At 40.2% G+C, this 13908-nt stretch carries 11 protein-coding genes and 1 pseudogene; 3 read left to right on the top strand and 9 right to left on the bottom strand.

From position 1 onward, the window contains the following. Window positions 1–173: 173 nt before the first annotated feature. The 6 genes from HMPREF9957_RS11420 to pbp1b form a co-directional block, all read right to left on the bottom strand. Window positions 174–848, bottom strand: coding sequence for a rhomboid family intramembrane serine protease (locus HMPREF9957_RS11420; protein ID WP_000658503.1), 675 nt, complete (start codon window positions 846–848; stop codon window positions 174–176). Further along, entirely contained in the window at window positions 832–1371 is a 540-nt protein-coding gene (locus tag HMPREF9957_RS11425) for a 5-formyltetrahydrofolate cyclo-ligase (protein ID WP_000642756.1), read from the bottom strand. The genes HMPREF9957_RS11420 and HMPREF9957_RS11425 overlap by 17 nt, the downstream gene beginning before the upstream one ends. Before the next feature lie 11 nt (window positions 1372–1382). Next, on the bottom strand, window positions 1383–2513 hold the full coding sequence (locus HMPREF9957_RS11430) for an N-acetyldiaminopimelate deacetylase (protein ID WP_000885085.1): 1131 nt from the start codon (window positions 2511–2513) through the stop codon (window positions 1383–1385). Window positions 2514–2581: 68 nt separating this feature from the next. Next, entirely contained in the window at window positions 2582–3280 is a 699-nt protein-coding gene (gene dapD / locus HMPREF9957_RS11435) for a 2,3,4,5-tetrahydropyridine-2,6-dicarboxylate N-acetyltransferase (RefSeq protein ID WP_000127450.1), read from the bottom strand. Window positions 3281–3509: 229 nt separating this feature from the next. Then, window positions 3510–4421: a DMT family transporter gene (locus HMPREF9957_RS11440; RefSeq protein WP_004242760.1), complete on the bottom strand. Its 912-nt coding sequence runs from the start codon at window positions 4419–4421 to the stop codon at window positions 3510–3512. An 82-nt stretch (window positions 4422–4503) separates the two neighbouring features. Further along, window positions 4504–6969 (bottom strand): penicillin-binding protein PBP1B, encoded by a 2466-nt coding sequence (pbp1b, locus tag HMPREF9957_RS11445; protein ID WP_001180985.1) that lies wholly within the window; start codon window positions 6967–6969, stop codon window positions 4504–4506. A gap of 141 nt (window positions 6970–7110) precedes the next feature. Here pbp1b and tyrS point away from each other — a divergent pair, with 141 nt between their 5' ends. Continuing rightward, entirely contained in the window at window positions 7111–8367 is a 1257-nt protein-coding gene (gene tyrS / locus HMPREF9957_RS11450) for a tyrosine--tRNA ligase (RefSeq protein WP_000546877.1), read from the top strand. Between the two features lie 77 nt (window positions 8368–8444). Here tyrS and HMPREF9957_RS11455 read toward each other — a convergent pair whose 3' ends face one another. Both HMPREF9957_RS11455 and HMPREF9957_RS11460 read right to left on the bottom strand, forming a co-directional pair. Then, window positions 8445–10508 (bottom strand): heavy metal translocating P-type ATPase, encoded by a 2064-nt coding sequence (locus tag HMPREF9957_RS11455; protein WP_000008780.1) that lies wholly within the window; start codon window positions 10506–10508, stop codon window positions 8445–8447. Between the two features lies 1 nt (window position 10509). Next, a complete protein-coding gene (locus tag HMPREF9957_RS11460) occupies window positions 10510–10788 on the bottom strand; it encodes a DUF6110 family protein (RefSeq protein ID WP_000910904.1) in 279 nt (92 codons plus the stop codon). Window positions 10789–10938: 150 nt separating this feature from the next. Here HMPREF9957_RS11460 and HMPREF9957_RS11465 point away from each other — a divergent pair, with 150 nt between their 5' ends. Further along, window positions 10939–11787 carry a putative RNA methyltransferase gene (locus tag HMPREF9957_RS11465; RefSeq protein WP_001095504.1) on the top strand — a complete coding sequence of 283 codons (849 nt, stop codon included), beginning with the start codon at window positions 10939–10941 and terminating at the stop codon, window positions 11785–11787. Window positions 11788–12141: 354 nt separating this feature from the next. Here HMPREF9957_RS11465 and HMPREF9957_RS13655 read toward each other — a convergent pair whose 3' ends face one another. Continuing rightward, on the bottom strand, window positions 12142–12357 hold the full coding sequence (locus HMPREF9957_RS13655; protein WP_033685865.1) for a hypothetical protein: 216 nt from the start codon (window positions 12355–12357) through the stop codon (window positions 12142–12144). Between the two features lie 349 nt (window positions 12358–12706). On the opposite strand from HMPREF9957_RS13655, the pseudogene HMPREF9957_RS12895 reads away from it, so the two are divergent. Beyond that, a pseudogene (locus HMPREF9957_RS12895) lies at window positions 12707–13908 on the top strand (IS3 family transposase); the annotation flags it as partial.

Genomic DNA, 13908 nt, shown 5'->3' on the forward strand with positions numbered 1-13908 from the left:
CAACCTCAAAACAGTGTTTTGAGCTGACTTCGTCAGTTCTATCTACAACCTCAAAGCAGTGCTTTGAGCAACCTGCTGCTAGTTTCCTAGTTTGCTTTTTGATTTTCATTGAGTATAAAACATAAAAAGATAAGGTTCAAAAATTGCCTTATCTTTTTTCATTACACAAATTTTCATCCCATTCCCTTGTAGAGAAGTAAGACTGCGAGTCCTACGAACAAGACTACCGCTCCTAATCTCTGACTAGCACTATATATCCGTCTTTCTCCTCTAACTGGAAAGATAACTGCTAGAAATGCTCCACCAACTGCACCTCCGATATGACCTGCTAGACTGATTCCAGGAATCAGAACACTTCCAATAATGTTAACCACAAAAAGTGTCAGATAGGATTGGCCCAACTGCTGGATATAAGGATTACGCGTAGCATAGCGAAGAACAATAATCGCAGCAAATAGCCCATAGAGAGAAGTCGAGGCTCCTGCTGCTAAGGATTTGGGACTAAATACAAAAACAAAGAGATTGCCCATCATTCCAGATAAAAGATAGAGAAAGAAAAACTGCTTAGAACCGAAAATCTCCTCTACTTGCCTACCAAGATAATAGAGCGAAAGCATATTAACAATGAAATGCTCCCACCCAATATGAACAAAAATGGCTGAAAAGAAACGCCAAACTTGCTCAGGAAAGAGGCGAATAGCTGGCCCATATATGGCTCCAAATCGAAATAGGGTATCTGCCCTGTAAAAGTTTCCACCTGTGGTCACCAACATTAGTAGAAATACCAAGGCCGTCACTAAGAGGAAGAAACTCGTCACAGGGTAACGCCTATCAAAGATTTCTTTCATCAATCAGTACCTCCTGAACAGGAATATCATGATTTTCAGGGCTAAAGTCTCGGATTTGACAAGGATAAACTGTACTCAAAGTATGACCAGTAAACTGTTCCAGATAGCGGTCATAATAGCCTCCGCCATAGCCAATCCGATAACCCTTTGTCGTAAAAGCCAGCCCCGGAACATGAATCAAATCAATCTGAGAGGCATCCACTACTTCCAAATCTCCCTGTGGTTCCAGTAATCCAAAGGAAGTTTTTACCAACTGCTGCGGATCATAGACCACAAAGTCCATGCGCCCCTTGGGATAGGTTTTTGGTATCAGAACCTTCTTGCCGTTTTTCAGCGCCTGCTCAATCAATCCCTGCGTTTGAAACTCATGAGAAAAAGAGAGATAGGTTGCGATGACCTTTGCTTCTTGGTAGAAGGGGTGTTGTAACAATCGCTCGGTTAAAGCTTGGTCTATAAACTGTTTTTGCTCTCGAGGGATAGCCTTCATTTCTTGCAAAATTTTCTTGCGTAGTTCTGCTTTCATAGACAAACCCTCTACTCTGCTGCCTTCTTTTTCAGGAAACTAGAGACCGCATCCACCCCAATAGCTAATGCCTCTTCCTTAGGACTCATTTGAGGGTGATGAAGAGCGTAGGGACTATCGATACCTAGCCAAAACATAACACCATCAACCTTTGAAAGGAGATAACCAAAGTCTTCACCTGTCATAGCAGGATCGATATCAATCAACTCGATTCCCTCTTTTTCGGCAAAGAAATCCATCAGTTCACGCGCCAAGGCTGGATTGTTCTCAACAGGCAGGTAACCACCTTGTTTGAGTTCCACTTCAACTTCCATACCAAAGGATGCTGCAACCCCTTCTGCAACTGTTTTGACCCGCTTTTGTACCAAGAGACTCATGTCCTGAGTCAAGGCCCGAATAGTTCCATGTAAAAAGGCTGTGTCTGTAATGACATTGTTGGTTGTTCCAGCTTGGAAAAGGCCAAAGGTCACCACTGCTCCCTCTATTGGATTGACATTGCGGCTGACAACTGACTGTACTTGGGTTACAAAGTAACTAGCAGCAACCAAGGCGTCATTGGCTTCATGTGGGAAGGCTGCATGCCCACCTTTCCCTTTGAAACGAATCTTCACCTCACAAGTCCCTGCAAAGAGTGTATGGGTATTGGTCGCAATCTGTCCAACCTTTAGATCTGGACGAACATGGAGACCATAAAACTGGTCTGGCAACCAGTCTCCAAAAGCACCATCCTCATACATGAGCATACCACCAGCTTCATTTTCTTCAGCAGGCTGAAACAGAAAGAGCAAATTATTTTTAGGTTGCTCCTCAAGGGCTCGCTCAAGACAGCCCAAGGCAATGGTCATGTGGAAATCATGTCCACAGGCGTGCATGCGACCTTGGTGCTGGGAAGCAAAAGGAAGGCCTGTTTGTTCAACGATAGGCAGACCATCAATATCTGTCCGCCAACCAATGGTACGCTCTGGTTGACTTCCCTGCAAATAAACCAAAATCCCTGTCCGCCAAGTACGAACTTGAACAAAGTCCTTGCCCACAGTCAATTTCTCAATCACATCTAGCAAATAAGCATGAGTCTTGAACTCCTCCAAACCAATCTCTGGAATCTGGTGCAAATCTCGTCTAGTCTGAATCAAATCTAACATCTATCTATCCTCCTATATAGCAGAAAGAGGCTGGAAAAAGGGTCCCGCCTCTATTTTTCTTTTACAAATCACAAGGTACGAAGCGCATCCTCTAGCGCTGTTTTTTGTTGGGTTTGGGCATCAATCTCTTTGATAATACGAGCTGGAACACCTGCTACCACCACGTTTTCTGGGACATCTTGGGTAACAATAGCTCCCGCTGCGACAACTGAACCACTACCGATTTGGACCCCTTCGATAACCACTGCGTTGGCACCGATAAGAACATTATCTCCAACACGGACTGGTTCTGCGCTAGCTGGTTCAATCACACCCGCCAAAACGGCACCTGCACCAACGTGGCTGTTTTTCCCAACGATAGCACGGCCACCAAGGATAGCACCCATGTCAATCATAGTTCCTGCACCAATTTCAGCACCGATATTGATAACCGCTCCCATCATGATAACAGCATTGTCACCAATTTCAACCTGATCACGGATAATAGCACCTGGCTCGATACGAGCGTTGATAGCACGTTTATCTAGCAAAGGAACTGCAGAATTACGGGCATCTTGCTCAACAACATAGTCTTGATTTTCTACCAAGCCATCGAGAAGAGGAGCTACGTCCTTCCAGTCTCCAAATAGGACATTTCCTAGTTTAACAACAGATTCAGGTACAGCAGTTGCAAGTTTCCCCTCAAAAGTTACTTTAACACTGGTTTTCTTTTCAGCATTGGCGATAAATTGGATAATTTCTTGAGCATTCATTTTTGTAGCAGTCATAAAAGGCCTCTCATTCTTTATAATGATAACTATTCTACCAAAAAAGGCCTCAAATTTGAAGCCTTTTTGTCTGTTTTTAGGTATGATTTTTTAGGGATGTGAGATAAAACGTGCTGTCGGTAAAAGCAAGCCCCTACCGATACAACCTAAAAACACTCTTCACAACTATCTCCCCGTGTTTTATTGACTATTCTAGTATAGCACACTTTTAGAATTAAGAAAAGACTTTTTATTTACTTTCTTTCGCTTCTTCTACCGATAGGAAAATCATAGGCAAAATAATCAGGCCCATAGCTAGAAGAAGGGACCAATCCACTACCAAGCCTAAAAACAAAACACTCAAGAGAGCAGAAGAGAGAGGTTCACTGGCACTGATAACGGAAACCACCAAGGGAGAAACCAAGGACACAGCCTTCATGGAAATGAAAAAAGCAAAAGCCGTTCCAAAGAAAGCGATAATGAGGCAAATCAAGATACTCCAAATATCAAGAGTAAATGAAAGCTGATACACTGGCGAAAGGACATTGCTAAATAAACCTGCCAAAATCATCCCCCACCCAACCGTGGGTACAAAACCATAGCGCTTCGCGAAAGGTTGGGGCAAGATAACATTAAACATAACACCCATGGCACTCAACAGACCTGTTATAAGGGCTAGTGGCGTCATGGATAACTGAGAGAGATCGCCTTTTGTCGCCATCAAGCACACGCCCAGCATAGCAATCAAAACATAGAAAATAGCACTTTTTGACGCTCGTTTTTGATAAACCAAGCGATTGTAAAAGAGGATAAAGACAGGGCTAATAAACTGTAAAATAGTTGCTGTCGCCGCATTTGAGTATTCTACGCAGAGATAGAAAAAATACTGAACTGAGAAAATTCCCAAAATAGCATAGGCCAAAAAGGGCAGGTAATTTTTCTTGTCTCGCCAGATATCTAGCACTTGTAACTTTAATTGCATTGCAGACCAAATGAGCACAAGACTTCCTGCCAGTGTCAAACGCATAGAGGTAATCCAGCCAGAGGACACCTGATAATGAGTAAAGAAATACTCTCCTAAAATCCCACAAATTCCCCAGATTAAGCCAGATAAGAGCGAATAAATGGTTCCTTTAACAATCTTTTTCTGATACTGATTCATACCTTTATTGTAACACGAAAGGAAAAAAGAAAAAAGTGGCAATCCATTGATTGGCCACTTCATTTAGCACAGTTCATAGAACTTATCGTCTCGTCCTTGAAGAAGAAGGTCGTGTAGCACTTGAGTTGCTACTGTCGCTAGAGCTACTACTTGAACTGCCGGAGCTTGATGGAGTTGGTAGACTCCCCACGATGCTAGACCAAGCATTCTGATAATCCGCATCACTTCCACCAATAGCAAATCGATAACTGGTCGCTGGAGCTCCTGCCTTATTAGCCCAATAGCTGGTAACAGTCGAACCTGTAACATCTACCTCTTTTCCTTCAACAGAAACCTTCCCTGGTTTTTGACCTGTTGATTTCAAGACTTCAGATTTTACTACACTAGGATCTAAAGCGAAGCGCTCGTTCCCCCAAATACTTGGGGAGGCTTGCTGAATCGCATTTACCAGATGAGCCATGTAATTAGAGTTATTGGAATAACCTGCTCTACGTGATAATGAATGATTATCATCATGCCCAATCCAGCCACCTAGGGTTAATCTAGGTGTCGAAAGCATGAGCCACATATTTTCATCTTGGTTGGTTGTACCAGTCTTCCCAATCCAATCTGCATTAGCCAGAGTAGGATTTAAAGAAGTCAGATTCGTCTTGAAGGTTGTTGTCACACGAGAGGATAGAACTTCTCGCAGCAATCCCTGCATAATCGTCGCAGTAGCTTTTGAATAGACTTGAACTGGTTTATCCTGATACTCATACACCACTCTACCATCTGCTGCTTCAATTTTAGAAATCACGTGTTTTTTATGATATAGACCATTATTTGCTAGGGTCTGATAGCCATTGGTATGCTGGGCAACTGTGACTTCAATACCACCACCCATTGGCAGGCTCTCAATACCGTACTCAGGAATCTCGTAACCCATCTTTTCCATATAACCCTTGACATCAACACCCTTTTCACGAAGCATGCGATAGGTCCAGTAAGCAGGGATATTCCATGAATAGTTCAGAGCTTCTCCCAAGGTCATCATTCCTGTTCCCTTGCTATTAGCATACATAATCGGATTGCCATTAGCAAAATTTGTTGGATAGTTAGATAGAATCGTTTCGCTTCCCATCAAGCCCTGGTCAATAGCAATACCGTAGGCCAGCAAAGGCTTGGTAGTAGAAGCTGGTGAGCGCTTGGTATCAAAGGCATGATTATTTTGATTTTCTTGATAATTACGACCACCTACAAAACCTAGAATAGCACCTGTTTGGTTGTCCATCAGGACATTCCCTACTTCTACACGACCTGTTCCATCGTCTAAAAGATAGCCATAGTCAGCAACCGCATTTTGCATGGCAGAATGAATTTTTTGGTCTATGGTAGTAGTAATTTTATAACCACCATTTTCAATTTCCTTGGATGCCAAATCGCGATAAAACTTCTGAGTTGCCTCATTTTTCAACTCCTTAGCGGAGACATTGTCTCTCTGAACTAGATAATCATATATACGTTCCTGAGCTTCTACCAAGGCTGTAAAGTATAAATAGCCTCGTGACACACCTGTGACTGTAGCTGAAGGGAGAAAGTCCTGTTTAAGATTGTAATCCTTATATTGAGAATACTCGTCTTTGCTTAAGGCACCTGTACGATACATACTGTAAAGAACTGCCTTAGCCCGTCTCAAGCCTATTTCTAAGTCTTCATCACTCTTCAACTCTCCAGTATTTTCATAAGGAGAATAGGTAATGGGACTCTGTGGAAGTCCTGCTAAAAATGCTGCTTGAGGAACAGTCAACTGACTTGCATCTACACCGAAAATCCCCTCAGCTGCCTGCTGAGCTCCTGCAATATTCTGCCCCTTATTATTTCGGCCAAACGGAGCCACATTGAGATAGGTCGTTAAAATCTCATCCTTATTCATGGCGCGTTCCAAGGCAAGAGCATCCACAATCTCTGTCGCCTTACGAGCCAAGGTCGGCGCATCCCCAACCACCTGCTGTTTAATCAGTTGCTGGGTCAAAGTTGAACCCCCACTAGAGGAACCCAAACCTACAAATTTCCCCAAGGTCGCACGAATCACCGCCTTGGGCACTACACCTTTATGTTCTTTAAAGTGTTCGTCTTCCGTCGCAATGATAGCCTTTTTCAGATGTTCCGAAATTTGCTCAGATGAGATAGAAGTGCGCAACAAATCACTCTCTATGGAAGCAATCACCGTCCCATCCGCATAGGTAATCTCTGAAATAGAAGAAATGTCCTTGACCTGATGTACCAATTCTTCTGTCTGAGGCACCCGAACCTTGTCAAATAAGTCCACTCCGTACCCCAAAGCAATCCCAGCACCCAACATTCCTCCTAGAAAACCGAGCACAAAGAGTAAGTTAAATAGAGCTTTTATACTCAGTAAAATAGCTGGAAAAATGGCTGGCTTCTCTAAGGATTTAGATTTTTGGACACTTGAGCCTTTCTTGACAGGTCTAGCTGATTTTTTATTTTTTTGTTTTTGCTGGAAAAATTCCAGCATTTTTCGTTTTAATTCATTTAATTGATTTTGCATGGATTTCCTCACTCTATCTATTATACCACAAAAGGGAAACTTTCAATAAAATAGCCACTTTCTTCCCTATTCTGCTAGGCTATTGCCCAAGTTTGTGATACAATAGTTAGAAACAATAATTTTAAAAAGGAGAAAAGACACATGCACATTTTTGATGAGCTAAAAGAGCGTGGTTTGATATTTCAAACGACTGATGAAGAAGCTTTGCGTAAAGCCCTAGAAGAAGGTCAAGTTTCTTATTATACTGGCTACGATCCAACTGCTGACAGCCTTCACCTAGGCCACCTTGTCGCAATCTTGACAAGTCGTCGCTTGCAGCTAGCAGGTCACAAACCTTATGCGCTCGTTGGCGGTGCTACAGGTCTCATCGGAGATCCGTCCTTCAAAGATGCTGAGCGTAGTCTCCAAACAAAAGACACAGTAGATGGCTGGGTCAAGTCTATCCAAGGACAACTTTCTCGTTTTCTTGACTTTGAAAATGGTGAAAATAAAGCTGTCATGGTCAACAACTACGACTGGTTTGGCAGCATCAGCTTCATTGACTTCCTCCGTGATATCGGAAAATACTTCACTGTCAACTACATGATGAGCAAGGAATCTGTTAAAAAACGAATTGAAACAGGGATTTCTTACACTGAGTTTGCTTACCAAATCATGCAAGGTTACGACTTCTTCGTCCTTAACCAAGACCATAATGTCACTCTTCAAATCGGTGGTTCTGACCAGTGGGGAAATATGACAGCTGGTACCGAATTGCTTCGTCGTAAGGCTGACAAGACTGGCCATGTTATCACTGTTCCATTGATCACAGATGCAACTGGTAAGAAATTTGGTAAATCAGAAGGAAACGCAGTCTGGCTCAATCCTGAAAAGACTTCTGCATACGAAATGTACCAATTCTGGATGAACGTTATGGACGCAGACGCTGTTCGCTTCTTGAAAATCTTTACTTTCTTGTCACTTGATGAGATTGAAGAAATCCGTAAACAATTTGAAGCAGCGCCACATGAACGCTTGGCTCAAAAAGTCTTGGCTCGTGAAGTCGTTACACTTGTTCACGGAGAAGAAGCTTACAAAGAAGCCCTCAACATCACTGAGCAACTCTTTGCAGGAAACATCAAAAATCTTTCTGTCAAAGAGCTCAAACAAGGACTTCGTGGTGTACCAAACTATCACGTTCAAGCAGACGAAAACCACAATATCGTAGAACTGCTCGTATCAGCTGGTGTAGTTAACTCAAAACGCCAAGCCCGTGAAGATGTCCAAAACGGAGCCATTTACGTAAATGGCGACCGTATCCAAGACCTTGACTATGTCTTGAGTGACGCAGATAAGTTAGAGAATGAACTGACTGTTATCCGTCGTGGTAAGAAAAAATACTTTGTATTGACTTACTAAACTATTCAACATTTATCTATAAACAAAGGAGTTACCCTCGAGAAAGGTAACTCCTTTTTGCTGTTAATAACTCTCATCTATCTATTTTTAATAGACAGGCTACGCAGTACAATGCGTAAGGTTGTTAGATTATGTAAGATAGAAAGATTTGAAGGACTGAGCCAATTAAACAAGCCAAAGCCAATCAAACTACTATTTACGACAACGGTATCTTGAATATTCTTCTTGATGAGTGTTTGCAAAGATGATGATAGCCAATCCAACTCTTGGAAGAAATCCAAACGATTATCTAACAATAAGATATCACTCATCTGCTTAGAAATATCTGCACTCTCATTCATCACCACACCGATATCTGATAGGGTTAGAGCAGCTGAGTCATTCAACCCATCCCCAACCATCAAAATAGTGTGACCTGCTTTCTGCAGTTCCTCTACTAACTCAAATTTCCCATCAGGTTTCAAATCTGTATAAACCTGATCAAAGGGCAAATCTTTGACTAATTCCTCTGTCCTAACCAAGGTGTCCCCTGTTGCCAGAATCAATTTTTTCCCTTGTGCCTTAAGTTTCTCCAAGGCTGCTTTTGCTTCTTTTCTCAAAGGAGTATGAATGCAGAACATTCCAATCAATTCATTCTGATAAGCCAAGAATAAGAGATTGTAGTGACTCTTGTACTCTTCAATTAAAGCATTTTGTTCTGAACTGATATGAATCTGTTCATCCTGCATCAAGACATAATTCCCAATAAGAACTGGTTGCCCATCTATATGAGATTTAATCCCCTTGCTTGCGATATATTGGAGTTTCCCATGCATTTCCTCATGTTCAATTCCCTCTATCTCAGCTTGCTTGACGATGGCATTAGCAATAGGATGATAAATGTGCTCCTCAAGACAGGCACTGATTCTGAGAATATCTTCCTCACTATAGTCCCCAAAAGGTAACACCTTTTCAACTATAGGATAGCTAGTTGTGATTGTTCCCGTCTTATCAAACAAGAAAGTATCAACTTCCAGGTATTTCTCCAGAACATCTCCATCCTTAATCACCATTTCACGGTTCAACCCCTCCTTGATAGCTGTCAAATAAGCTACAGGAGTAGAAATTTTTAAAGCGCAGGAGAAATCGACCAATAGGAAAGAGATAGCCTTAGAAAAAGAACCTGTTAATAGGTAAGTCAGCCCAGCCCCCAAGAAATTATATTTGACGACCTTGTCCGCCATCTTGATGAAATAGCGTTGTTTCGTTTTCTTGTTTTCTTCAGATTTCTTCATCAACTCAATCAGTTGTAAAACCCGGCTGTTCATCTGATTATCGGTTACACGAATGCGTAACTCTCCAGTTTCTAATACTGTATTTGCACAAACCGAATCAGACTCTCTTTTTTCAACTGGAAAACTCTCTCCCGTCAAGGAACTTTCGTTGACCATACCTAAACCTGAAACTACTTGTCCATCAAACAGAATTTCATTTCCTTGAGATAAGATCAAGACATCTCCTATTTGAACATCGGAACTCTTGATACTAACAACCGTATCACCCTGTACTAGGAATACATCGCTCTCTTTTGCAAGAAGGCTTTGTTCTAAATCTGTTGCAGTTTTTTTCAAGGACCACTGATCTAAATGATTCCCCAAATCAAGCATAAACATGATATTGCTAGCTGTCTTGGATTGGTTCATAAACAAGGACAATAAAATCGCCGAACAGTCCAAGACTTCCATCGTTAGTTCCTTACGCGCTAGTGTTTGATAGGCTTCTCTAATATAGCCAAAAGCCTGATAACAAGTCCATATATAGCGAATAGGATACGGCACAAGACTACGAAAAAGCACACGCTTAATCGCTGCACCTGAAACAATAGAATAAGCACTCTCTTCTCTACGAATGGGAAGAGTCATCAACTCCGAAACTTTCCCTTTATCAATTCTTTTTAAAAAGGCTTCTGCATTATCTAATACAGAAAAGCCTTCTTTTATACGTAGAGTAAAGTGCTGTTGATCCATGTAAAACTGGATAGACTCAATTCCCTTTTCATCTCTCGCCAAGGAACGAAGATAGTCTTGAATATCCAAGGTGAGCGAGAAAGATGATGATAGTCGGATATGTTGGTATCCTCTATGTAGCACTTTAAAAGACATGTTATTCCCCTATAAGGCTATCTAATTGCTCTTCTTTTTTCTCTTGCTCGTACAAATATTTGGCATCTTGCAAGACATCGTCTCCATGTTGTTTCACAACAGAAACAGATGCATCTAGTCCGTCTTTCAACTTGTAAGCCTTAGCCAAAGCTTTAGAATAACCTTTTTTAGCTTCCTTACTTGCCAAGATTTTCAAACCAAGGGTACCAAATGCAACACCACCTAAAAAGAGTGATGATTTTTTCGCAACTTTTGCGACGCTCAATACTTCTTTTAACATACTTATTTCCTCCTAGCTATTATTATATATTAATTTTTATATAAAAGCAATTTAATTTTGGTAGTTTGAAAAGTAATTATACTACTATTTAATTCTATTACAAATCATCCTAAAGTTGCTTTCATTAGCCTCTTTTGATACACTTAAACTATGAATACAAACCTAAAACCCAAACTTCAACGCTTCGCTTCTGCGACCGCCTTTGCCTGTCCTATCTGCCAAGAAAATCTGGCCTTGGTAGAGTCTAGTCTTAAATGTGAGAATCGGCATTCTTTTGACCTAGCAAAATTCGGCTATGTCAATCTATCTCCTCAAATCAAGCAATCTGCTAACTACGACAAGGAAAATTTTCAAAACCGTCAACAAATCCTAGAAGCCGGCTTTTACCAAGCTATTTTAGATGCTGTATCTGACTTACTTGCAAGCTCAAAAACTACCAAAACAATTTTAGATATCGGTTGTGGCGAAGGTTTCTATTCTCGCAAGCTTCAAGAAAGGCATCCTGACAAAACCTTCTATGCCTTTGATATCTCCAAAGATTCCGTCCAAATCGCTGCCAAGATTGAACCAAACTGGGCAGTCAATTGGTTCGTTGGCGACTTGGCACGTCTCCCTATAAAAGACACTAGCATGGATATCCTGCTTGATATCTTTTCACCTGCCAACTATGGAGAATTTCGTCGCGTTTTATCCAAAGACGGTATCTTGATAAAGGTTATCCCAACTAAAAATCACCTCAAGGAAATCCGTCAGAAGGTACAAGACCAGCTGACAAACAAGGACTATTCCAACCAAGATATCAAAAATCATTTCCAAAACAACTTCACTATCTTATCCAGTAAAACTGCCTCACTAACCAAGCCTATCACAGCAGAGCAGCTCCAAGCCCTACTCAGTATGACTCCTCTCCTCTTTCACATCGACCAGAGCAAGATTGACTGGAGCCAACTGACAGAGATTACCATTGAGGCAGAGATTCTGGTTGGGAAAGTACTCTAAACTATACTTCCCAAAGGTATAAAACTTACCGAAAATCTTCAATATTACGAAAACGCATAAGAACAGGTGGTCAAAACCTTAATCTTATGCGTTTTGTTATGCAAAAATCACTGGAGCTTCCATACATATTAAGTGGAAATAGTTGAAATCAGTTCTCTTAATAACCATTGAACACCATATAGTACATTTGCCCCAAATATGATATAGGCCGTATAAATCAAGTATTTCGATTTTTCCCGCCTTAAAGAATAGATCTTGTACAAGATAAACAAATTTAAAATAATAAATAACAGAGACAAAATCTTCCCTCCAAAATCAATCATAAAAGTAGGCAGTCAAGCATAGTTCTAATCTTTATTTTCGATTCGAGATAACAAACTTATCAATAAATAGCAAGTGAAATAAGGCAAGTACCAGACCCCAAACGCTACCACGAAAAGAGAATTCTTGATGATTGAGAGGAAATAAATCATGGTTACCTATATAGAGGCAGGTCAAAATGATAAATAGTATCCAAAATAAATCAGTCCATTTATATTTTGAAAAATATTTTTTAACATAATAGCACATTTTTCTTGACTACAATAACATTATATGATAAAATGTAAGCGAATACAAATAAAAAGGAGGATTGATATTATGAATGAAAAAAACATACATATTTTATTTGTGCAAGTATTATTATTTCATCTATAATTTTAGGACTCTTTATTTATAAAGGAATTTATGACGGATTTGACGTTTTGGGTCAATTTACAAACGATGGCCTCAGGGTAATTGCTACTAATATTAGCAATATTGGTAGTAGTAGTATTAGGTAGTTAATAGTAATAGAATTCAAATAAAAACGGTAATTTAGTGAATGAACTGCACCCCAAAAGTTAGACAGAAAAAATCTAACTTTTGGGGTATTTTTATTATGAAATTAACATATGATGATAAAGTTCAGATCTATGAACTTAGAAAACAAGGATATAGCTTAGAGAAGCTTTCAAATACATTTGGGATAAACAACTCTAATATTAGGTACATGATTAAATTGATTGATCGTTACGGAATAGAGTTCGTCAAAAAAAGGAAAAAATCGTTACTATTCTCCTGATTTAAAACAAGAAATGATTGATAAAGTCATACATGAAGGCTGGACTAGAGATAGAGTTTCTCTTGAATACGGTCTCCCAAGTCGTACGATACTTCTTAATTGGCTAGCACAATACAAGAAAAACGGGTATACTATTGTTGAGAAAACAAGAGGGAGAGTACCTAAAATGGGACGTAAGCCAAAAAAGAGACCTGAAGAGAGGACAGAATTAGAACGTCTTCAAGCAGAAAATGAGTACCTGAGAGCGGAGAATGCCATCCTAAAAAAGTTAAGAGAACTCCGATTGAAGGAGGAAAAAGAGAAAGAAGAAAGACAGAAATTGTTCAAGAATTAATGACTGAGTTTTCGTTAGATATTCTTCTAAGAGTCATTAAACTAGCTCGTTCGACCTACTACTATCACTTGAAACAGCTAGATAAACCAGATAAGGACCAAGAGCTTAAAGCTGAAATTCAATCCATTTTTATCGAACACAAGGGAAATTATGGTTATCGTCGGGTTCATTTAGAATTAAGAAATCGTGGTTATCTGGTAAATCATAAAAGAGTTCAACGCTTGATGGAAGTACTCAATTTACAAGCTAAAATGCGACAGAAACGAAAATATTCTTCTCATAAAGGAGATGTGGGTAAGAAGGCAGAGAATCTCATTCAACGTCAATTTGAAGGCTCTAAAACAATGGAAAAGTGCTACACAGATGTGACAGAATTTGCCATTCCAGCAAGTACTCAAAAGCTTTACTTATCACCAGTTTTAGATGGCTTTAATAGCGAAATTATCGCCTATAATCTTTCAACTTCACCCAACTTAGAACAAGTAAAAACAATGTTGGAACAGGCATTCACAGAGAAATGCTACGAGAATACGATTCTCCATAGTGACCAAGGTTGGCAATATCAACACGATTCTTATCATCAATTTCTTGAAGGTAAGGGAATTCAAGCATCCATGTCACGTAAGGGTAACAGCTCAGACAATGGTATGATGGAGTCCTTCTTTGGGATTCTGAAATCGGAAAT

The organism is Streptococcus mitis SK1080 (assembly GCF_000220085.1).
In the GTDB taxonomy this organism is placed as follows: Bacteria; Bacillota; Bacilli; order Lactobacillales; family Streptococcaceae; genus Streptococcus; species Streptococcus mitis_K.

Bases quoted from the DNA above. Each gene is read 5' to 3' on its own strand.
- HMPREF9957_RS11420 (WP_000658503.1), bottom strand. From the start codon at position 848: ATGAAAGAAATCTTTGATAGGCGTTACCCTGTGACGAGTTTCTTCCTC.
- HMPREF9957_RS11425 (WP_000642756.1), bottom strand. From the start codon at position 1,371: ATGAAAGCAGAACTACGCAAGAAAATTTTGCAAGAAATGAAGGCTATC.
- HMPREF9957_RS11430 (WP_000885085.1), bottom strand. From the start codon at position 2,513: ATGTTAGATTTGATTCAGACTAGACGAGATTTGCACCAGATTCCAGAG.
- dapD (WP_000127450.1), bottom strand. From the start codon at position 3,280: ATGACTGCTACAAAAATGAATGCTCAAGAAATTATCCAATTTATCGCC.
- HMPREF9957_RS11440 (WP_004242760.1), bottom strand. From the start codon at position 4,421: ATGAATCAGTATCAGAAAAAGATTGTTAAAGGAACCATTTATTCGCTC.
- pbp1b (WP_001180985.1), bottom strand. From the start codon at position 6,969: ATGCAAAATCAATTAAATGAATTAAAACGAAAAATGCTGGAATTTTTC.
- tyrS (WP_000546877.1), top strand. From the start codon at position 7,111: ATGCACATTTTTGATGAGCTAAAAGAGCGTGGTTTGATATTTCAAACG.
- HMPREF9957_RS11455 (WP_000008780.1), bottom strand. From the start codon at position 10,508: ATGTCTTTTAAAGTGCTACATAGAGGATACCAACATATCCGACTATCA.
- HMPREF9957_RS11460 (WP_000910904.1), bottom strand. From the start codon at position 10,788: ATGTTAAAAGAAGTATTGAGCGTCGCAAAAGTTGCGAAAAAATCATCA.
- HMPREF9957_RS11465 (WP_001095504.1), top strand. From the start codon at position 10,939: ATGAATACAAACCTAAAACCCAAACTTCAACGCTTCGCTTCTGCGACC.
- HMPREF9957_RS13655 (WP_033685865.1), bottom strand. From the start codon at position 12,357: ATGTGCTATTATGTTAAAAAATATTTTTCAAAATATAAATGGACTGAT.